We start from the raw sequence: 21166 nt of genomic DNA on the forward strand, positions 1-21166 counted from the left end.
CAGGCCCTGTTTTTATTTGTCACCTGCAATCTCGTTTCATTTCATGCCAGGGTATGCCGCCATGTTCGGACGCCGAAGACCGGATATACTGGAAGCCCAGGCGTTCGTAGAACGAAATCAAATGCTTCTCGCATAGCAGCAGTACGGCTTCAAGCCTGTCCTCCTCCGCTTGCTTCAGCAAAGCGCTCATCAGCCGGACGCCGAGTCCGCTGCCGCGGTAATCCGGGTGGACGGCGACGGTCAGCACGCACAAGAACTGTCCTTCCGGGTCGCTGGCTCCGGTCTGTTTCATTTTTTCATCAGCAAGGTTTTCGTGAGACAGGCGAACGGCATTGGCGATGCCGACGACCTGTCCGTTGTGCTCGGCTACCTTGAAATAACGGCCGAATGTCTGCAAGCGGTAATCGAACGCTTCGCGGGAAGCGGCGGTCTCCGGTGGATATGAAATGGCTTCTATGGCATAAGCTTCGGCCATATCGGCTGGCAGTGCTTGTCTTATCAGCATCAATGAGTTCTCCTTTGAAAAAGTAGGGAATGTAAAGCGAAATCGCAAACTTGTCCGGGTTTCGAATCATAGACTGGCTTCCATGTTAATATACTGGTACCAAGGGAATCGCAGAAATCAATTTTGTACAAAATATGAACGGTTTTATTTCGTTAGCTCTTTCTCTTCCCTGCAAACAATGATATGATAAAAGATAGTGTTAACCGGAATAGATTGTCACTTCATTGAGGAGGGAAGGCTTTGCTAAAGCGCACCTTAATCGGTCTCATTCGCAGCCACGAAACAACAGGAGAGAAGGCTAAGGACCCGGCTTTGAAGACCCGATACTATAAAATCTCCAAAGATCAGGCTTGGGATGAAGTCGTGAACATGTTCAAAAAGCTAAGCGGGTACAAACTTCTCCACGAAGTCAAGAACGTCGGCGAAATCGTAGTGGAACGGCGCACCATTACCGGCCGTACGCAGGATATCACCCTTACCATGTTCGGCATTAATCCGCTCAAGACGGCGATCGATATTTATTCGGCTTCCCGCGGCTCATTAGGAGACCTCGGATCGAACTACAGGACGATCCTTGATATATATAGGCACATCGACAAGCGGCTGGCCGCTTATAAAATAAACGATTAAAAAAAACAGCGAGGAGCTCCATGGCTGCCCGCTGTTTTTTTGTGTGTCATGACTGACGGTCGGAAGCGACATTAAACGAGCTTTTTTACTGCTTCGATCGCGGCTTCGTAGTTCGGATGCTCCGTCATTTCGCCGAGGTATTCCACGTATTGTACGGTATCGTTTGCATCGATGACGAAGATGGATCTCATCAGCAATTGCAGTTCGTCAATCAGCACGCCGTACGCTTTGCCGAACGAGCGGTTTTTGTAGTCGGACAGCGTTACGACTTTATCGATGCCCGCAGCGCCGCACCAGCGGGATTGCGCGAACGGAAGATCCACACTGATTGTCAGTACTACAACATTGTCGCCAAGTTTGGCAGCTTCTTCGTTGAAACGGCGGGTTTGCGCATCGCATACGCCAGTGTCCAAAGAAGGCACCACGCTGATCAGCTTCACTTTGCCGGCATAATCGGCAAGAGATGCGGTCTCGAGCAGGTTTTTGTTTACTGTGAAATCGGGAGCTTTATCGCCTGGCTTAACTTCCGTTCCGATGAGGGTAATCGGGTTGCCTTTGAATGCCGCTTTTGCCATGAGTACATGGGCCTCCTTCAAATTGAGAGAATGATTGGTATTTCACCAAAATATATTATAATCTTTTATAAGAGAACTTGTCCAATAGGAGTGCACAACTTTAAACATAAACAGGGGGAAGGAATAGCTTTGGAACTTAGACAGCTGCAGTATTTTGTAAAAGTGGCGCGCAAACAGCACGTAACCCAGGCAGCGGAAGAACTGCATGTGGCGCAATCGGCGGTCAGCCGTCAAATCCATCAACTGGAAGAGGAGCTTGGCGTACAATTGTTTGTGCAAAAGGGCCGCAATCTGCAGCTGACTTCGGTCGGAAAGCTGTTTTTGTGCCGGGTGGAGGGCATTCTGACCGATCTGGATCGCGCGGTGGATGAGGTCCACGAATTTCTTGACCCGGAGCGGGGCGAAATTCGGATTGGTTTTCCCCACAGTCTTGGTATTAACTTGCTGCCGACAGTCGTCGCGAGCTTCCGCAAGCATTACCCGAACGTCAAGTTCCGCCTGCGTCAAGGGACCTACAACAGCTTGATCCGCGACGTCATGAAAGGAGAAATCGATCTCGCTTTCATTTCACCTTTTCCGGAGAAGCATAATCACGTGGTCGGTGAAGTGCTGCTTGAGGAAGAGCTGTATGCCATCGTGCCGGAAGGCCATGCGTTATCGGGAAACGAATCAATTAAGCTGGACCAGCTTAGCGGCGAATCGTTCGTCATGTTCAGCGAAGAGTATTCGCTCCGCGCGATCGTCTTGGAAGCTTGTGCGAAGGCGGGCTTTACGCCCCAAATCGGATTCGAAGGGGAAGAAACGGATACGATCCGCGGGCTGGTAGCGGCAGGCATGGGCGTCAGCCTGCTGCCGGAGATGGCGCTGAAGGAAATCAACGAGCTTCAGCCGGTCAAGGTGCGCGTTACGGAACCGGTCGTTACGCGCAGCATTGGGCTGATTCGCCGGAACGGCGAAAAGCTTCCGCCCGTGGCGGAAGTGTTCCGCAAATTTTTGATCGACTTTTTCGAGAAAAAGGCCGCCTGGGCTTAACATTCGTTTTCATCTTCATCGCTAGCCCCGGGATCAAGCGAATATCGCGCTGATGGCGGTGACGCCAACCAGCCAGTCCATAAGCGGCACACGGGGAAACCGGGAGCCGCTTGCTTTTTTTTCGGTTTCTTTCACTTGCTCCAGCATTTGCATTTCAAGTTCAAACGGGTTTAACATGGTGTCTCTCCTCCTGAGGAAGCCTTTATTTCGCTTGCTTACGGCTTCTGGTTTCATTATACCTTGCGAAAGATGAATAAAAAGTGTAGCATATTGTTTATTTCTTTCATCTTTTATGGACGCATGGACCGGCGAGGAGGCGTTTTCAGAATGATCGATTTCTACTATTTGCGCCTGCGCAAGAAATATGCGGAGGTTAAGGAACAGGCGGAGATTGAGATTACGCTGACGGAGCTGACGGATATTTTTCAATGTACGGCCCGCAACGTCAACTTCGTATTGAAACGGATGGAAGAAGCAGGTTGGATTCACTGGACTCCGGGCCGCGGGCGGGGGCATCGTTCGAAAATCGTATTTTTGGCCAAAAGCGAATCGATTGCGCTGGAATCCGCTCAAGCGTTAGTGAAGAAAGGCGACATTCAGCAAGCGTTCGCTTACTTGGAAGAGCATTCTGCTTTGCCTGCGCTCAAGGATCAGTTCGTTTATTGGCTGGATTCTCACTTCGGCTATCGGCCCGAGGTGAAAAACGATACGTTGACGGATACGCTGCGGCTGCCCTATTCCAAGCGAATTGCTTGCCTGGACCCGGCGCTCATCACCTTTGTCGTGGAATGTCATATGGTACAGCAAATTTTTGACGTACTCATCCGAATGAATACGAAGACCGGCAAAATCGAGGGTGGGCTTGCGCACTACTGGACCAGCGGGAACGACGGCAAAGAATGGACGTTTTATTTGCGCAAAGGGGTATTTTTTCATCACGGGAGAGAAATGACCTCGGAGGACGTCAAATATTCGATTGAACGTCATAACTGCAAAGAATTGGGCTCGCCGTTTCGATGGCTGTTTGCGGATGTGGAGCGCATCGAGACGATCGGCAGCTACGCCATACGTATCCATTTACGGCGGGCTAATCCGCTCTTCCTGCATCATTTGAGCTACGACCGGGCTTCGATCGTTCCGCAGGATGCGGTGACGGAGCTCGGAGAGGCTTTCTGCCGGATGCCGATCGGGACCGGACCTTTCCGTGTGGTCCAAAATGACGACAATATGCTGGTGTTGGAAGCGTTCCCGCGTTATTTCGACCGGCGGGCGCATCTGGACCGGATTGAAATTTGGTATACGCCAGAATTGATGCGAAAAGCGAGTCATCTTCAACCGCCGAACTATATGATGCGGCACCAATGCGATACGGCTGAAGAGCTGCCTAAAGACTGGCAGACGATACAGACGATTGGGCGGGATTGCAGCTTTTTCACGTTTAATTTAAACTTGCCGGGACCGCAGCAGAAGCTGGCTTTTCGAAAGGCTGTGGTTCATGGGATCGACCGTAAGCTTCTGGTGCCGTCAAGCGCGCCGGGAGATGTCACGTTCGCCAAGTGGTTCTACGAGGAAAATCGGGAGCCTAGCGATACGGATGAGCAATATGACCCGATACTAGCCAAACGGCTGCTGGCGGAGAGCGGGTATGATGGGGAAGAGCTGCTGCTTGTGCACAGCCCCCATCACAAGGGCTTCGCGGAAAACTTGCAGACCCAGCTTGGCGAGATTGGTATCAGGGTAAAGCTGAACGAAGTGCACTGGGGAACGGCGGAGAGGGATGAAATGGTGCGAAGCTCGCATTTCACCTTTAACCGCAACGTATTGGATCATGACGTGGAGCTGGCGGTTATCGAGCTGTTTCTCGCAGACAACTGTGTCGTTCGGATGCATCTGGGAGACGGGTTGAAGCAGCAGACCGATTTCATCATCGAACGGCTGTATCAAGAAGGCTCTCCCGTCACGCGCAGCACATATTTGAACCGGCTGCGGCAGCTTGTAACCGATCAGGCTTATGTATTGTTTCTGTTCCATCATACGCAGCGCACTGTATTCCATCCTTCGTTAAGAAACGTTTGCTTGAACTCGCTCGGTTGGGTCCGGTTTCGGGATCTATGGTTCGAACCGACGATGGACACCTTGCAGCAAGAGCGTTAATTCGACACGAAAAAAAACCGCCGGATCACTCCAGAAAGGAGCGAGTCCGGCGGTTTTCGCGTTCGATGTAGCAGGCTTAATCGTCGCTGCGGTTGGTGAAAATCATAATGTACTTAATCAGCTCAAGCAGCGAGATCAGCGCAGCAGCTACATAAGTAAGCGCAGCGGCGTTAAGTACTTTGGCTACGCCTCGTTCTTCATCGTTGGTGATAAAGCCTTCGGCAACCATCAAGTCGCGGGCCCGGTTGCTGGCGTTAAACTCTACCGGCAAGGTCACGAGCTGGAAAGCGACGGCTGCGGAGAAGAAAATAATCCCCAGGCCGAGCAATCCGGTCCAATGGAACAAAAAGCCTGCGATCAAGAGCAGCGGCGCAATGCCGGAAGCGAAGTTCACGACCGGGAACATCCGGTGGCGGGCAACGAGCATCGGGTAATTCACTTTATGCTGAATGGCGTGACCGACCTCGTGGCAAGCGACCGATACGGCCGAGATGGTGCTCTCGTAATAAACCGGCTCCGACAACCGTACCGTGCGGGCGATCGGATCGTAGTGATCCGTCAGCGCGCCGGGAATCGGCTCGACCGGAACGTCATACAATCCGTTGGAATCCAGCATGCGGCGGGCCGCTTCGTATCCCGTCATACCGGATTGAACGGGCACATCGGACCATTTGTTGAAGGTACCTTTGACCCGGAACTGCGCCCAAATGGAGAGTATGAACGCAATGATAATAAGGAAATCCATAGGGTGAAAAAACATCGATCCATTCCTCCGTTCGCAAAAATCGTTTCAATTAGGAAAGAGGGCCTTTACCTAACAGCAACAATAAAGCTTCGATGCATGCAGCGGTGGGCTGCGTGAGAATTTTGTTCAGGTTCTTCAATTGCGACGGCTTCAGCTTTTCAAGCATCGGTCCGACTTCCTTCGCTTCCTTCTCAAGCTGCTTAAGTAACAATTGCAATGATGTCAGTTTATCTGTCACTATTTCATCTCGGCTCACCTTATTCCATTGCAACAGGCTAGCCTTGATTTCCTCTAAGGTATACTTCTCCCTCTTCATACTTTCAATACGTTTCAGCCGCGCTAAGGTTTCATCGCTGTAGTAACGATAATTCGTATCGGATCTTTTCTCCGGTTGAATCAGCCCGAGCTTCGTATAGTAGTCGATCGTTCTGGGGCTGACCTCCGATAAGCGCGCCAACTCGCCGATTTTGTAAAGCTTCATCTCCCCATCTCATGTCACCTCGTTTTATATAGATACTGGAATAGGTGCTCTTGTATTCATGATACCCGAATCCAAACCATACAGTCAAACGTTACACTTTTACTTAGCGGGAGAGTCGCTCCGATTGCCTGAAATTTAGCGGATTTCGAATATACGAGTTATTTTATATGACGCACACAATAGGGTGATCAACGAAAAAAAGTATAAAACCGAATTATGCAAAGTTCATGTTAGATTATTTTTCGTATTTTATGGTTCGTTAATGAAAATTCTATTGTCAAAAACGTGTCTCGTGTATATAATGACAATATAAATTTCATACAATGTAATAAATACTAACATAAAAGAAGGAAGTGGTCGATTTGTTTAAAAGGTTATTCTTTTCCGTCGCAATTATGTCAGCTTTGTTGCCTGCAAGCCTCGCATTCGCTGCGGATGAAGCGACACCCGCCCAGCTCCAAGGTGCAATTGACGCGGTATGGGTTATGCTGGCAGCGATTCTGGTCATCTTCATGCAAGCGGGCTTTGCACTGCTGGAAGCGGGTTCCACCCGAATGAAAAACGCCGGCCACGTCGCAGGCAAGACCGTATTGACCTTCGGCCTTTGCGCGATCGCCTTCTGGGCCGTCGGCTTCGGCTTAGCTTTCGGAGACGGCAATAGCTTCTTCGGGACGACCGGGTTCTTCGTTGACGGGACGGAGGAGCAAGCCAAAGCGGCCTTCGGTTCGCTATCCGCGTCGGACGTACCGATCGCCATCAAATTTCTGTTCCAGCTGGCGTTCGCCGGGGTATCGCTTGCGATTGCGTGGGGCGGTTTTGCCGAGCGTGGCAAGTTGGCCGTCTACTTCATCTTCGGCACGCTGTTCACGGTTGTCATCTATCCGATCGTAGCTCACTGGGTATGGGGCGGCGGTTGGCTCGCTCAAATCGGAATGCAGGATTTTGCAGGCTCCACGGTCGTTCACTTGCAGGGCGCAACGGCTGCGCTTGTGGCAACACTGCTGCTTAAGCCGCGGATCGGCAAATATAATAAAGATAAAACGCCGAATTTGATCCCCGGGCACAACCAAGTTCTCTCGGTTCTCGGCGTAATCATTCTCTGGATCGGCTGGTTCGGCTTCAACCCGGGCTCGACGCTGAGCGCGATGAACGACGGCTTCTTCGGTTACATTGCCTTAACGACGAATCTTGCGGCATCGGCCGGCGCGGTAGCGGCTATGATCGTGTCCTGGATGTATTTCGGCAAGGCCGATATTCCCAGCATGCTGAACGGCGTGTTGGCTGCCCTAGTGGCTATAACCGCAGCTTGCGCTTTCGTTACTCCGCGCGACGCTGTTATTATCGGGGCGATCTCCGGCATCCTGACCTTCTTCACGGCACAATGGTTTGAAAAAGCGGGCGTCGACGACCCAATCTACGCCTTCTCCGTTCATGGGATCGCGGGCATTTGGGGAACGCTGTCGACAGGACTTTTCGCAACGCCGGAGTTGGCCGCAAAAGTAGGCGTCGGGAAAGCAGGTTTGTTCTACGGCGGCGGCTTGGAGCAGTTGGGCGTGCAAGCGCTTGGCATTTTCGGTGCCTTCCTGTTCGTGCTGATTCTGTCCTTCGTGATTTTGTACTTGATCAAAGCGACGATCGGTCTTCGGGTAACGGAAGAAGAAGAAATCGTCGGTCTGGATTTATCCGAGCACGGAAGTTACGGGTATCCGGAGCAAATGAAGAAAGCGGCGCATGGCAGCGCAGCTACCACGGTATAGAGCGAAAAAGCCGAAGGGGATGTCGTCATGAACCGTCTCGTACTTGAAAGGTTTCAACGGGAAACGTCCCGGGTCCGTAGCTTACAGAAGCTTAGGGCGCTTCGGGATCAAGTTAACGAGGAGTTTGGGCGGCGTCTCCTTTTTGCCGAAGCGCTGGAATGGAGCCGGGAGGCTAACGAATACCACGATGCGTTAATCCGCCGCGTCATCGCATTGTCCGAGGAGCGGCTGAAGGAACATCAGGGGAAAGCCGCACCGCTTTCCTATGCGTTCTTGCTGTTCGGCAGCGGAGGGCGGGGAGAGCAGACGTTGTGGAGCGATCAAGACAACGGCTTGATCTACGCGGACCCTTCATCGGAGGATGAGCGTATGGAGGCGGAGCATTACTTCGCCGAATTGGCAGCCTGTATTACGGAAGGCTTGGAAGCGGTCGGCTACCCGCCTTGCAACGGACAAGTCATCTGCACCAACGAGCAATGGTGCAAGCCGCTGGAGGATTACCGTCGGATGGTCAACGAGTGGATGCAGGAGCCGGACTGGGAGCATGTGAGATATTTGTTAATTACGGTCGATGCACGTACGGTGTACGGGGATGACACGTTAGGCTGTGCACTTATCGAGGAAATCTACCGGTATACCGCGGCCCAACCCGCCATGCTGGAGCACATGCTGCGCAATACGCTGCACCATAAAGTGTCGATCGGCGTGTTCGGCCAACTGATCAAGGAACGGTACGGCGAAGATGCCGGCGGAGTCGATGTGAAGTACGGCGCCTACATCCCGATTGTCAATGGAATCCGCTTGCTGGCGGTGGAAGCGGGAATCCGCCGTTCGTCTACCGAGGAGCGAATAAAGTCATTGATCGCAGGCGGGCACATCTCGGAAGAGATTGGCCATGATTGGCTGGAGGCTCTGACGCTGGCCTTGAAGCTGCGATCGATGACTCCTTATCAGATCGAGGAAGGCCGGTATGTGACCCGTGGCAAGCTGACCGCAGACCAGTTGACGAAAGAACGGGTAACGGAGCTGAAGCAGTGTCTCCGCATCGGAACGGACTTGCAGAAGTACGTCAGGAAAAACATTCCTAAGGAGATAAACAAAGGTTAGGTGATCGGCTTATGAAGGATATGCGGCCGGCCGGCCGGATGTGGCAGCTGTATAAAATGGGCGGGCTCACTCCGGCGATCACGTCGATGTTCGATGCGCAAAGCGCGCAGCAGATGGCCTTTATCCGCTCCATCATGAAGGAACAGCGCAAAAACTCGTTGTATGAAATTTCTCTGAGTACGGTGGAACTGGTCGTTTTCGACTTGGAAACGACCGGTTTTTCGCCGTATAACGGGGATGAAATTATTTCATTCGGGGCCGTGTCAGTCATAGGGACCGAAATCAAGGAAGAGAGCACCTACTACAGCCTGGTCCATCCGAAGAGAAGCATCCCCGGGGAGATCGAAAAGCTGACGGGGATAACGAACGAGATGGTGACGGATGCGCCGGATTTGCTGCACGCGCTGCGCGGCTTTTTGGAATTCGTCCGGCAGAAGGTGCTGGTCGCTCACGGTTCCGGTCACGACAAGCATTTTTTGAATGCGGCGCTGTGGCGGACGTCCAAAGTTAACCTGAACCATCGTCTGCTCGATACGATGATGATTGCCAAATGGCTTCACCCGAAGCTGAAAAAATACGATTTGGACACGCTGCTCGACCTGTATGGCATCGAAGTGACGAGGCGTCATCACGCGCTGGAGGACGCGCGAATGACCGCTCGCTTGTGGACCGCGCTCATGCGCGAAACCAAGTCGAAGGACGTGCAGACGTTAGGAGATCTGTATGCGCATTTGAGCCATCATTAAAATCAAGTCACTCCATAACGATGTCATATGAAATCGCCTCAAGGCTGGAATGCTCCTGCTGCTTTTTCCGAAAGGCAAAGGCTTTTACCTCGGGCAAAGACGGATCGCGCAGCGAAACGATCCAGTGACTGGGCGTCGTGTGCCATAAGGTGGTCAGGTCGTGATCCGACGGATAAGGAGCGGTACGGGGATGGGAATGAACGATCCCGATCAGTTCTTGCTTTCCGCCGGCAGCGTACAGAGCCCGGACAAGCTCCTGCGGGTGCAGCTCGAAGCTGTGCAGCGAATTGGCCGCGGCGTTGGCAATTGGCACATAGTTTAAGGCCGCAGGAACGCCTGCCGCAGACAGACAGCCAAAAAGAAGGCCGCACGCTTCGCGCGGCATCGATTCAAGGCAGTGACCGATCATCTCGGACCATGCTTGTCGGTGAATTCGAATCTGCAAACGATGCATCGGAAGAGGCGCCTTTCATTGTCTTTTGCGCCATTATACTACATTTGTCCGTTTTCCCGCTCTTTTTTGTTGTCCGAGAAAGTTGTTTAATGCCATGGCTGCATGAAATGTCTGGAAAATTTATGAATATATATAGTACCAAGTAATAGAACTTTGTTATAATAAATGAGGGATACTTGGAACTGAAAGGAGAATAGTGTGGATAAATTTGAAGAAAATTTAATTAAAACCAGAGAGCAGTTGTTAATTGAGATTTCTTCCCTAAGTTTTGATGAATTCAATCGACGTTTTGAGATGAATAAATGGAGTATAGCTCAGGTTTGTCATCATTTGGTTATATCGGAAAGTTTGATGGCAAAAGTAATTGTGTTTGGGCTTGATCAAAAGAATCAGAAGAATCCAATCAAAACAGAACACATACCGATTCGCTTTGTATCAGATAGGTCCAATAAGATTCAAGCGCCTAAGATTACAGAACCAAGTTCCGAACCTTTTCAAGTTCTGCAAATCGTTCAACTATTAAGCGACTCAAGAAATAAATTTATGGATGTTTTTAGCAAGATAGATGACAAGTCCATTTTGAAGGCAATAGTAGTAAATCATTCCGTTTTTGGTGACTTGCCATTAGATCAATGGGTTGAACTAATGTATTTACACGAGCAACGGCATATAGAGCAAATTAAAGATCTGAAAGCGCTGTGTTAAGGAACGATGGTTGAGACATTTTAAACAACTTTATTTCTAACCCGGTCCGTAACTCAGACCGGGCATACTGCATTACCCTCCAATCTTCCCTTGCGGTTTAATAAAGAAGAAGGCAAGGATTAGCGTCAGAAGCGACAAAGACGTAACGGTAACGAATACGGTTTGATGCGACTTGTCCATCATCCAGCCGAACAGCGGAGGGCCGAAGGCGACGCCCAGAAAACGCAGGCTGCTGTATAACGACGTGATCATGCCACGCTGTTCCCGTTCGACGGAGCCGGTAATCATCGTGTTCAAGCAGGGCAGAAGCATACCGGTCCCGATACTGCTCAGAGTCAGCAGGCCGATAAATACATAAATGCTTTTATTGTAGAACAAAATGCATAAACCGAGCGACACCGTCATGAGAACAAGGCCGATATTGATGAGCCAGCGCATCAGGGTGCCGTTCTTCTTGATGAGCGAGCCGGTCGTATAGGAAGTAACCACCATGCCGAGGAGTGGAATGGCGAGAACGAGTCCTTTCATCACCCCGTCGATATGATAAGGGGCGACCTCCAGAATGTCCGATAAATAAAAGAGGACGCCGAACAAGACGAATAAAGCCATGGAGCCCGCAAAAAACGACGTGATCAGCCAGCGCCCCTTCTGCTTCAAAATGGCGCCGATATTCCGCAGGTATTCGCCGAGCTTGGGCGGTGCTTGCTCCTTCTTAGGCTCCTTCAGCAGAAACATGACGGCCAGCAGCGATAATAAGCAAAAGAACGGAAAAGCGAAAAAAGCGGCATACCAGACGATTAGCGCAAGCAGCGAGCCGAGAATCGGACTGACCACTTTGCCGGCTCCGTTCGAAGCCTCCGTCAACCCCAGCGCTTTACTTTCCATCCCTGCTTTGTACAGATCCCCGGCCAACGCCATGGCAATAGGAGCGGTGCCTGCCGCGCCCATCCCTTGAACCGCCCGTGCGATAATGATCACGGTATATGAATTCCAAAGGGCGCCCAAGCCCGCTAAAATCCCGGCCCCGCCGTAAATGATCAACGAAGGAATCATGATCGCTTTGCGGGAAAAACGGTCGGACAAGTACCCGGCAATCGGGATTACGAGGCCCGCGGTGACGGAAAATAACGTGATCACCAGGCTGCTCTGGAATTGGGAAATGCCTAGGCGCTCCTGCATATCCGGCAATATCGGAACGAGCATCGAATTGCCGAGCACCAGTACCAACGGTACGCTGGCGATAGCGATAAACTCCCAGACGACCCCTTTCGAACCTGTGTTTGCTGCTTTGGAGTTATCGTTGTCCGTGGCTTGCTCATTTTTTGAGGCCGAGTAATCGATATCGCTTTCGAACGTGATTCGCAGCTTTTTCGTTTTTGCTTTCTCCATACGATATTCAACCCTCCGCTAATAACCTAATCATAAGGTTAATGTGCCCTTCCATGGAAGGGGCCATGCTTCCCGGCTTTATCCAGCGGAGCGTGATCGGCTAGTAACGTTTTCCGGCAAATGGGGAATACTGTAATCGTAAGCAAGCCGGAGTATAGACAGGAGAGAGACGATGAAACGAAACTTGCTGATTTTCGGATTTGCATTGGCTTTGGCGGGGCTGGCTCTAGTTCAGAATAACCGGATTGACCGGGTATTGTCGGTTTCCGCTGCGGGCCGGCCGGAAATAAAGGTAGAATCGCCGGTGCCCGCGTTTACTCTAAAGGGACTGGACGGGGGAGAATATAAGGTCGGCGGGGCCCGGGACAAGCCGCTGATGGTGAATTTCTGGGCTTCGTGGTGCGGTCCGTGCCGTGAAGAAGCTCCTGCCTTAAAGCAGGTGTACGACCGTTACAAGGGACAGTTCGATCTTTATGCGGTTAACGTGACCAGAGGGGACGAGCTGGAGGCGGTTCGGCGCTTCGTCAACCAAGCGCAATTTTCATTCCCGGTGCTGTTGGATACGAGCGGAGAGGCGGCTGATGCTTACCGGCTGTTATTCGTCCCGACAAGCTTCCTGATTGACCGGCAAGGGCGCTTGAAGGAAGTTATTCATGTACTGCCTCCTGACCAATTGGAGGACAAAATCAAACGGCTCATCGCGAGCTAAACTTGGCATCCGCACTGTTGGCAGCTGTTACATCAAAACAAGCCGCAATGTCTCCGATTGGAGGATTACGGCTTGTTTTTTTGCAATAGTTAGTTAGTGATTTACGAGCCCGAGGCGTTCCCGGCTTTCTTCAGGCTTGTCGGCCACCCGGGTCATGCCGAGCAGCGCATATCGGATGCTGTCGACAAGGGCGTGCCAGCTTGCTTCGATAATATTTTCCGATACGCCGACGGTGCTCCACGTGCTGTTGAAATCGGTCGATTCGATAAGCACGCGAACTTTCGCTGCCGTGGTGTCCTTCTCGTCTAAGACGCGCACTTTATAATCGGACAAGTGCATGTTATTGATATCCGGATAGTATTCGACCAGACATTTGCGCAAGGCGTTGTCCAGCGCATTCACGGGACCGTTCCCTTCGGCAGCGTTGTAGATCGTTTTGCCGTGTACGTTCACCTTGACGATCGCTTCGGAAAGCACCGGCTGATCGGCGGATTTGGCCACCATAATTTTAAACGAGTCGAGCGTGAATACTTCCTCCAGCTTGCCGTAAGCGTCCCGAATCAGAAGCTCCAGCGTGGCGTCCGCGCCTTCGAATTGATAGCCCTGATGCTCCATCTCTTTGATTTGCTCGATGAGCTGCTTGGTCTGCTGATTGTTTGTATCGAAGTCCAACCCCAGCTCCTGCGTCTTGAAGACAAGGTTGCTCTGTCCGGCAAGCTCCGACACGAGCACGCGCTGCTTGTTGCCGACCAGTTCGGGCTTGATATGCTCGTACGTGCTGGAATCACGCAGGATCGCCGACACGTGAATACCGCCTTTGTGCGCGAAAGCGGCAGACCCGACATAAGGCTGGTTAACCGGCATATGCATGTTGGCGATTTCGCTGACATAGCGCGCTACGGTGGACAAGCTGGCCAATTGCTCCGCACTGATCACATTGTACTCCAGCTTTAACTGCAAATTCGGAATGACCGATACGAGATTGGCATTGCCGCACCGTTCCCCGTAGCCGTTGATCGTGCCCTGTACTTGCCGGGCTCCGGCCATGACGGCGGCCAGACTGTTCGCTACGCCGAGCTCGCAATCGTTGTGCGCGTGAATGCCGATCGGACAGGAGATCGTGGAAGTTACTTTGGTCACGATAGCCGAAATTTCGTGAGGCAGCGTGCCTCCGTTCGTGTCGCACAGCGCAATCCAGTCGGCGCCGGCTTCCTCGGCCTTCTTAATCGTCGCCAGAGCGTATTCCGGGTTGCTCTTGTAGCCGTCGAAGAAGTGCTCCGCATCGTAAATGACTTCCAGCCCGTTATTCTTCAAAAAACGGACCGAATCGTAGATCATCGCCAAATTTTCTTCCAGTGTCGTCTGAATGGCCGTGTGCACTTGGAAATCCCACGATTTCCCAAATATCGCTGCGGCTTGAACGCCGACTTCAAGAATCCGGTTCAGGTTAGGGTCATTCTCCGCTAACGTCTCTTTGCGGCGCGTGCTGCCGAAGGCTGTAATTTTCGCATGCGACAATTTCAATTCCTTCACCCGCATGAAAAACTCAATATCCTTGTTATTGCTGCCGGGCCAACCGCCTTCAATATAAGAAACGCCCAGCGCATCCAGCTTTTGGGCGATTTTGAGTTTGTCTTCGACGGAGAGGCTGACGCCTTCGCCCTGAGTACCGTCTCGAAGCGTAGTATCGAAAATTTTAACCGTGCCCGCCATAATGATCCTCCTGTTTCTTTTAACATTTTATTGCGCTAAAGTATAATTTATAATTATAGCACAATGTAGCGGCCAAAGGGTATTGCCAATCCTAAAATATCCCCGGCTTGACCCCGGCGCTGCGGGCGAATTATGCTGTAAGTAAGAGGACGGGAGGCGGATGCCATGGTTGAGACAAGTGGGAGTGCCAACGGCTATCCCGTGAACGGCAGAGTGATTCTCCACATTGATATGAACGCGTTCTATTGCTCGGTGCATGAAGCGGTAGAACCCGAAAAATACAAAGACAAGCCCATTGCGGTAGCCGGAAGCGTAGAACTGCGCAAGGGTATTATTGTTACCTGCTCCTATAAAGCGAGGGCGCGCGGAGTGAAGACGGGGATGCTGGTGCGGGAAGCGGACAAGCTTTGCCCCGGTTTAATCTTGATTCGCCCCGATTTTGACCTGTACAGGCAGTTTTCCAGACGGTTTATGAAGATTGCCTACGAATATTCGCCGCTCGTCGAAGCGGTGTCGATAGACGAATGCTACGTCGATATTACCGGCTCCAAGATGTTCGGAACTCCGCTCGAAATCGCCGAAACGATTCAAAAGCGGATCCGAGATGAGCTTCTTCTGCCTTGTTCGATCGGCGTCGCGCCAAACAAGCTGTTGGCCAAAATGGCTTCGGATATGAAAAAGCCCAACGGCATCTCGGTGCTGCGTAAACGGGATGTGCCGACCGTGCTGTGGCCGCATCCGTGCGCCAGCTTGTTCGGAATCGGCAAGAAGACCGCCGAAAAGCTGAAACGGCTGCAAATCCATACGCTCGGCCAGCTCGCCAATGCCGACGAGCGGCTGCTGAGCGACCGGTTCGGCGTGCTCGGTCCGGCCTTGAAGCGGGCCGCCAACGGAGAGGACAATTCGCCGGTTAATCCGGATAAAGAACAAAGCAAATCGATCGGCCATGCGACGACCTTACCGGTGAATTATACGGACCGGGCCGATATCCACCGGGTGTTTCTGAATTTGTCCGACCAAGTCGGGCGGCGGCTGCGCCGGCAGGGCCTGGTTGCGGAGACGGTACAGATCTCGATACGGGACCCTGATATGAAGACGATTACGCGGGCCTCGAAGCTGCCCGAGCCTTCGGAAAGCGCGGACGACTTCTACCGGACGGCCTGCCAATTGTTCGACGCTCACTGGAAGGAAGGGCTTCCGGTGCGATTGCTCGGCGTGACGCTGCAGAATTTGACAGCCAAGCAGGAGCTTGCCGTACAGCTCGATTTGTTCAGCTATCAGAAGCAGCCTGTCAAGGAAAAGCTGAATCAGGCGATGGATGCGCTTCGCGACAAGTACGGCGAAGGCGTGATTTTGACTGCAGGGATGCTGGGCGACGATCCTTCCACGCTCATCCGCAACACCAAGAGGCGCGGCACGTCGCTGCAAATGGATCATCTCCGGTTAAGGGGATTGGAGGAGGACGAATATTGACGACGATTATCGGGTTAGCCGGTTATTCCGACAGCGGCAAAACGACGATCATTTCGCTGCTGGTTCCATATTTTGAGGAGCGGGGCGTCAAGGTTGCGGTTATAAAGCACGATGCGCACGGGCATTATAAGGAAGCCCCCGCAGCGGATTCCACTTTATTTATCCGGTCCGGAGCGTCGGCTTCCGTCGTCTTGTCCCCGAATGCCGTAAGAACATATGAACGTAAAACGGTCACGCTAGAGGAAACGGTCGAACGGTTAAAAGGAAGCTACGGGTTGATCTTAATAGAAGGCTTCAAGCGGGAGCCGCACGACAAAATCGCCATATTCCGGACGGAGGAGCAGGCGCGAATCGTGCATGAGCTCGCTGCGCCGCCGATCGCTTGTATAGCCGCGGATCGCAAGCTGGCAGAAGCCGCGGCGTCGGACATCCCTTGCTTTTCAATGGACGCCGTAGAGTCGATCGCTGAGTTCATCCGCTCCCGTATGAGGAATCTATAACGAAGCGGTATCATATCGTTCGCTACTTTCTATTTGAACTTTGTAAGCTTTTATATTATATTTTAGGATGTGGTTACACAATCAAGGGAGGAAGATTAGACATGGCAAAATACACTTGGGTGGATAAAGAAACCTGTATCGCATGCGGTGCCTGTGGAGCGACGGCACCGGACATCTACGACTACGACGATGAGGGTCTTGCAGAAGTAATTTACGAAGCCGACGGCAACAAAGGCGTAACCGAAATTCCGGAAGATCTGTACGATGATCTGCAGGATGCTCAAGACGGCTGCCCTACAGATTCCATCAAAGTCGCAGACGCTCCTTTTAACTAATACTCCGAATAGCTATAGCTTCATCGCAAAGAGCCTGTTTCCCCAGTGGAGGCGGGCTCTTTTTATTGCGGCCTAAGTTCGAAATAGATAACTTCGGTTCGGCATTTTATGGTAAGATGAATAGCGGAAACTGCAAGAAAAACAGGGGGCTTCTCATGAAAAAGGGATGGAGCAAGTCCGGCGTTATCGCAGCGGGTAATGGAGTTATCGTGCTGCTGTGCATCGTGCTTTTGACAACCGGGGCGCTTAAGGTATTATCCGACAGTTTATACGATTTTAACGTGAAGCAAACCATGACTCAAGCCCCGCACGAGGATATTGTCGTCGTCGGCATCGACTCCGACTCTATTCGGGAAGTAGGGCCTTATCCATGGGACCGGAAAGTATACGCCGAGCTGATCCGGCTGCTGGAAAGCGCGGGCGTCAAAGCGATCGGCTTCGATATCGAGTTATATTCCGAAAGCGACAAGCCGGAAAGCGACCGCGTGCTGGCCGACGAATTGGCCAAACACAACAACATCGTCATTCCATCCCATGCGAACCTGGAAAATAAATTCGACCGGTCGATGAAGGTGAAGGCAGGAGAGCTGTTGACTGCCCGCTCGATAACGGAACCGATCCCGGCCTTCCGACAGTCGGTTGGAAAATCGCATATCAATGCGGCTTACGACAGCGACGGCGTTATTCGCTCCAACTGGCTGCAGATCGACTCGCCTCTGGGGGTATATCCTTCGTTTGGGCTTGCGATGGCACAGCTTGCCGGAGTCGATGTAAGCCGGTATCTGAACCTGCCTGTATTGGACGGCCGTCCCAAGTCGGAAATGATAATCCGCTGGGATGCGAAGGAATTCGATTTCGAAACGATTCCGTTCGCCAAAGTGCTGAAGGGCGACGTACCGCCCCAGACGTTCAAAGACCGGCTTGTGCTTGTCGGCTATACGGCCCCTGGCTCGGACGAGGGCGTTACTCCGGTGGAGAAGCATATGCATCTGGTGTATGCGCATGCGAATATTTTAAATCAGATCTTAAAGCAGCAGATCGTGCTGCCCGTAGACAAGCGGATTGATTTTGCGCTTATGCTTCTGGTCGTTCTGCTGCTCGGGTGGGTAACTTGGCGGCTGCGGGCGATTAGCGGAGCGGTTTTTACGCTGGCGGTCGTCGTTCTTTTGTTCGTCGGACAATACGAGTATTTCGCGGCCTACTCGAAGTATCTGGACATTGTCGATGCAGTGGCTTGCGGGCTCCTTGCTTATTTTGGAAATCTGTCCATGAAAACGTATTTTGAAACGAAGCAAAAAAATTACATTACCAAGCAGTTCGGACGCTATATTTCTCCCGACCTTGTCAAAGAGATTGCGAGCAGCGAGCAGGAAATCCAGCTCGGAGGGATCAGCAAGGAATTAACCGTTCTGTTCCTCGACGTCCGCGGGTTCACCCCGCTGTCCGAGAAGCTGAGGCCCGAAGAAGTGGTCGACTTCTTGAATATGATGTTTAACTTAATCACGGAACGAGCCCTCGAAAACCGCGGCACAATCGACAAATTTATCGGGGATGCGGCGATGATCCTGTATAATGCTCCGCTGGACGTGCCCGATCATCCGTATTATGCGGTCAAAACCGCTTACGAAATTCAGAAGGGAATGGAGAAGGTGCGCGCCGAGGTGCTGGAGAAATACGACGTTTCGATCAGCGTTGGCATTGGCATCAACACCGGCGATGTCGTAGTCGGCAATATCGGGTCGTATCTACGGGTCGACTATACGGCGATTGGCGACAACGTGAATACGGCCGCCCGCATCGAGTCCAATACGCAGCCGAATCAGATCCTTGTGTCCGAAGCGACTTACGAGCGGACGAAGCATGCTTTCGATTATCAATTTGCCGGGGAGAAGCTAATGAAAGGAAAGAGCGTTCCGCTCAAGCTTTTTGAGGTGATGGGAATGAAAGACGTTCCGGCTTCATTTGACGAAATTCGTTGAATAATACCGTTTCTCACTTTACAATATGAATAGATTTTTTTGATTCCGGAGAGGGGTTTTGTTGTGGCGAAAGCAGTGCGGATCAATAGACGGAAGCGAAAGCCGGCTTTGGCTTGGGTGCTTGTTTTCGCTATGTTGTTTCAAGGGGGAGCCACTTTAGTTCTCGCAAGCCCGGCGAATGCCAAATCATCCCGGTCGGCGGCTGTCGTTGAAGTAACGGGAGATGTAGCGTATAAGAAATCGGGCGGCTCGCGCTCTTATGCGGTGTATCAGGACTTGAATTTGAATCAGGGCGATTCGATCGTGACTGGTCCGTCTTCCTCGGTCGTGCTGCGGGTCGTGGACCGCGAGGACGAGATTACGATCGGCGAAAATTCCGAAATATACATATCCGATTTAGTAGAAAAAAACGGCGGCAAGAAAACCAAGGTGAAATCTTGGGCTGGCAGTTTATGGGCGAAAGTCAAATCTCTGATCGGCTCGGAGGAGGAATTCGAGGTCGAGACGCCGACGGCGGTTATGGGCGTCAGGGGAACGAACTTTATGACTTCCGTCAATTGGAAGACGGGGGAAACGACGATGGCCGTGGCGGCGGGGATCGTCTCCACTTCGGAAGCTGATTCCGCTGCGGAACATAAGCAGGCCCGGAAGGCAGAAGGCGTCTCGGTGTATCCGGCTCAGCAGGTGGCGCTCAGCTCCTCCGGACCGAATAAGGACCTAAGAGCGCAAGCGGAGTATGCCGACCCCAAAGCATTGGTCGAGGTTCTGGATAAAAAAGTGCTTGAAAGCTTTATCAAGAATATCGGGGATATCCAAAAAGAGCAAGATAAAATTAAAGCGCAGCTTAAGGAAAATCTGGATAAAGGCGAGGGAAAACCGGACGGACGTTCGATTCTGAAGATCAGTACGCCGGCAGATTTGGAAGCCGTCACAACCAATTTCGACCGGTTTCTGTCCCTGCTGGCCAAATCGGCCGTAGACGCAGGGAAACTGTCTCAAAAAGCTGTGGACGAAGCCAATGCAAACATGGCCGACCCCTCGAGAAAGCTTGATATTCACAATCCGCCTGCCCTGGATAAAAATGCAGGCATCGATCCGGAAATAGAGCAGTTAAAGAAACAGGCGGAGCCCAAAAATACCGCATATGAGCAGGAGCAAAGGGAGCTGCGCGATAATCAGGCAAAGCTGGCGGCTTTGCTGGATCGTATTGAAGCCGACAGGCAGCGAATTCAAGACCAGAACCAAAAAGCCGTTGCAGAAGCGGATCAAAAGGCAACGGATCAATATACGAGCACGCTTAGTGCGGACGAGAAGAAACAATTCGAGGAGAGCCAAAGGAAAAACGCCAATCAACCTGCGCCCGATTCATCCTCCCGTCCGACTACGCCTCCTGCCGATTCCGGGAGCGACAGCGGTTCGGGCGGCGGTTCCACGGACGACCGTCCTTCCGCTCCCGTGCTGATCAGCCCGACAGCGGAAGCGACGGTGCGGAATCCGGTGCAAATTAAAGTGAAAGCTGCTACCGGGACAACGGTCCGTGTGCTGAACGGCACGGAGGAAGTCGGACGCGCGGACGGACTTGGAGATAGCGAAGTCACCGTTACGCTTCGGGCACTGCAGCCCGGAACTTACAACTTAACGGCCCAGGCTTTCCGCGAATCCGCAGCAAGCGTACCGGTTTCGATTCCGCCGATTCATATTTTGGGAGTAGGTTTGGCGCAAGTCGGCGGCATCAAGGACGGGAAGGTCGACTTGGCGTTGACGATGAAAGGCTTTACGCCTGCTGTGCCGTTCTATTCCGTCGAAGCGCATTTGCTGTATGACAAGGCGGCGCTGGACTACAGAGGTCCGGCAGACCTGACTCCCGTAACGGGCACCGTATTCTATGGGACTCAAACGGCAGAGACGCTTCGTCAAGTAAGCAACGCCTCCAAGAGCGAATTGATCTACGCGGCGACCGCCTTTGAAACGCAAGGCTCCGGCGCAATAAAGCCGATTCAATTAAGCGGTGATACCTTGCTCGTAAACGTACCTTTATCAGTTGTGGATTCGGCCGCTGGTTCCGCCAAAGTTGAACTGGGCTATATCAAAATCATCGACAAACAAGGGAATACGGTATACGAAAGCAGAGACATTCAATCGATTAGCGTCGGCACGAAGTAAGGTGCAGGGTACGG

21 protein-coding genes are annotated in these 21166 nt (G+C 52.1%); 13 read left to right on the forward strand and 8 right to left on the reverse strand.

Annotated elements, in window-relative coordinates; all coding sequences use genetic code 11:
* Nucleotides 1–19: 19 nt before the first annotated feature.
* A complete protein-coding gene (locus QMG93_RS07005) occupies nt 20–505 on the reverse strand; it encodes a GNAT family N-acetyltransferase (RefSeq protein ID WP_281934787.1) in 486 nt (161 codons plus the stop codon).
* Nucleotides 506–745: 240 nt separating this feature from the next.
* On the opposite strand from QMG93_RS07005, the gene QMG93_RS07010 reads away from it, so the two are divergent.
* On the forward strand, nt 746–1135 hold the full coding sequence (locus QMG93_RS07010) for a DUF1499 domain-containing protein (RefSeq protein WP_010491409.1): 390 nt from the start codon (nt 746–748) through the stop codon (nt 1133–1135).
* Between the two features lie 71 nt (nt 1136–1206).
* On the opposite strand, the gene tpx is transcribed toward QMG93_RS07010, so the two are convergent.
* Nucleotides 1207–1710 (reverse strand): thiol peroxidase, encoded by a 504-nt coding sequence (gene tpx / locus QMG93_RS07015; protein WP_010491406.1) that lies wholly within the window; start codon nt 1708–1710, stop codon nt 1207–1209.
* A 129-nt stretch (nt 1711–1839) separates the two neighbouring features.
* Here tpx and QMG93_RS07020 point away from each other — a divergent pair, with 129 nt between their 5' ends.
* Complete coding sequence (locus QMG93_RS07020) at nt 1840–2742, forward strand: LysR family transcriptional regulator (protein WP_281934792.1); 903 nt, start codon at nt 1840–1842, stop codon at nt 2740–2742.
* Nucleotides 2743–2775: 33 nt separating this feature from the next.
* On the opposite strand, the gene QMG93_RS07025 is transcribed toward QMG93_RS07020, so the two are convergent.
* Complete coding sequence (locus QMG93_RS07025; RefSeq protein ID WP_281934793.1) at nt 2776–2919, reverse strand: hypothetical protein; 144 nt, start codon at nt 2917–2919, stop codon at nt 2776–2778.
* A gap of 150 nt (nt 2920–3069) precedes the next feature.
* Here QMG93_RS07025 and QMG93_RS07030 point away from each other — a divergent pair, with 150 nt between their 5' ends.
* On the forward strand, nt 3070–4896 hold the full coding sequence (locus tag QMG93_RS07030) for an ABC transporter substrate-binding protein (protein WP_281934795.1): 1827 nt from the start codon (nt 3070–3072) through the stop codon (nt 4894–4896).
* A gap of 76 nt (nt 4897–4972) precedes the next feature.
* Here QMG93_RS07030 and QMG93_RS07035 read toward each other — a convergent pair whose 3' ends face one another.
* Entirely contained in the window at nt 4973–5656 is a 684-nt protein-coding gene (locus QMG93_RS07035; RefSeq protein ID WP_281934797.1) for a zinc metallopeptidase, read from the reverse strand.
* A gap of 34 nt (nt 5657–5690) precedes the next feature.
* Nucleotides 5691–6122, reverse strand: a complete 432-nt coding sequence (locus tag QMG93_RS07040; RefSeq protein WP_010491397.1) for a MerR family transcriptional regulator — start codon at nt 6120–6122, stop codon at nt 5691–5693.
* A 395-nt stretch (nt 6123–6517) separates the two neighbouring features.
* Here QMG93_RS07040 and QMG93_RS07045 point away from each other — a divergent pair, with 395 nt between their 5' ends.
* Genes QMG93_RS07045 through QMG93_RS07055 form a run of 3 tightly spaced genes read left to right on the forward strand, consistent with a single transcriptional unit; the run spans nt 6518 to nt 9732 of the window.
* Nucleotides 6518–7879 carry an ammonium transporter gene (locus QMG93_RS07045; RefSeq protein WP_413789270.1) on the forward strand — a complete coding sequence of 454 codons (1362 nt, stop codon included), beginning with the start codon at nt 6518–6520 and terminating at the stop codon, nt 7877–7879.
* 27 nt (nt 7880–7906) lie between these two features.
* Entirely contained in the window at nt 7907–8986 is a 1080-nt protein-coding gene (locus QMG93_RS07050) for a DUF294 nucleotidyltransferase-like domain-containing protein (protein WP_281934802.1), read from the forward strand.
* 11 nt (nt 8987–8997) lie between these two features.
* Entirely contained in the window at nt 8998–9732 is a 735-nt protein-coding gene (locus QMG93_RS07055; RefSeq protein ID WP_281934804.1) for an exonuclease domain-containing protein, read from the forward strand.
* A 7-nt stretch (nt 9733–9739) separates the two neighbouring features.
* Here QMG93_RS07055 and QMG93_RS07060 read toward each other — a convergent pair whose 3' ends face one another.
* Nucleotides 9740–10186, reverse strand: coding sequence for a M67 family metallopeptidase (locus tag QMG93_RS07060; RefSeq protein ID WP_281934806.1), 447 nt, complete (start codon nt 10184–10186; stop codon nt 9740–9742).
* Between the two features lie 198 nt (nt 10187–10384).
* Between QMG93_RS07060 and QMG93_RS07065 the strand changes: the two genes are divergently transcribed.
* A complete protein-coding gene (locus QMG93_RS07065) occupies nt 10385–10891 on the forward strand; it encodes a DinB family protein (protein ID WP_281934808.1) in 507 nt (168 codons plus the stop codon).
* Nucleotides 10892–10963: 72 nt separating this feature from the next.
* Here the strand turns inward: QMG93_RS07065 and QMG93_RS07070 are convergent, their stop codons facing one another.
* Nucleotides 10964–12280, reverse strand: coding sequence for an MFS transporter (locus QMG93_RS07070; protein ID WP_281934810.1), 1317 nt, complete (start codon nt 12278–12280; stop codon nt 10964–10966).
* 172 nt (nt 12281–12452) lie between these two features.
* Between QMG93_RS07070 and QMG93_RS07075 the strand changes: the two genes are divergently transcribed.
* On the forward strand, nt 12453–12989 hold the full coding sequence (locus tag QMG93_RS07075; protein WP_281934812.1) for a TlpA family protein disulfide reductase: 537 nt from the start codon (nt 12453–12455) through the stop codon (nt 12987–12989).
* Nucleotides 12990–13082: 93 nt separating this feature from the next.
* Here the strand turns inward: QMG93_RS07075 and cimA are convergent, their stop codons facing one another.
* A complete protein-coding gene (cimA, locus tag QMG93_RS07080; protein ID WP_281934814.1) occupies nt 13083–14702 on the reverse strand; it encodes a citramalate synthase in 1620 nt (539 codons plus the stop codon).
* Between the two features lie 165 nt (nt 14703–14867).
* Between cimA and QMG93_RS07085 the strand changes: the two genes are divergently transcribed.
* The 5 genes from QMG93_RS07085 (at nt 14868) to QMG93_RS07105 (ending at nt 21152) form a co-directional block, all read left to right on the forward strand.
* Nucleotides 14868–16175, forward strand: coding sequence for a DNA polymerase IV (locus tag QMG93_RS07085; RefSeq protein WP_281934816.1), 1308 nt, complete (start codon nt 14868–14870; stop codon nt 16173–16175).
* A complete protein-coding gene (gene mobB, locus QMG93_RS07090) occupies nt 16172–16675 on the forward strand; it encodes a molybdopterin-guanine dinucleotide biosynthesis protein B (RefSeq protein WP_281934818.1) in 504 nt (167 codons plus the stop codon). The genes QMG93_RS07085 and mobB overlap by 4 nt, the downstream gene beginning before the upstream one ends.
* A 101-nt stretch (nt 16676–16776) precedes the next feature.
* Nucleotides 16777–17010, forward strand: a complete 234-nt coding sequence (locus QMG93_RS07095; protein WP_010491381.1) for a ferredoxin — start codon at nt 16777–16779, stop codon at nt 17008–17010.
* A 155-nt stretch (nt 17011–17165) separates the two neighbouring features.
* Nucleotides 17166–18989 (forward strand): CHASE2 domain-containing protein, encoded by a 1824-nt coding sequence (locus tag QMG93_RS07100; protein WP_281934822.1) that lies wholly within the window; start codon nt 17166–17168, stop codon nt 18987–18989.
* 63 nt (nt 18990–19052) lie between these two features.
* Entirely contained in the window at nt 19053–21152 is a 2100-nt protein-coding gene (locus QMG93_RS07105; protein WP_281934824.1) for a FecR domain-containing protein, read from the forward strand.
* Nucleotides 21153–21166: the final 14 nt, after the last annotated feature.

This window comes from Paenibacillus tyrphae (genome assembly GCF_027925525.1).
In the GTDB taxonomy this organism is placed as follows: domain Bacteria; phylum Bacillota; class Bacilli; order Paenibacillales; family NBRC-103111; genus Paenibacillus_G; species Paenibacillus_G tyrfis_B.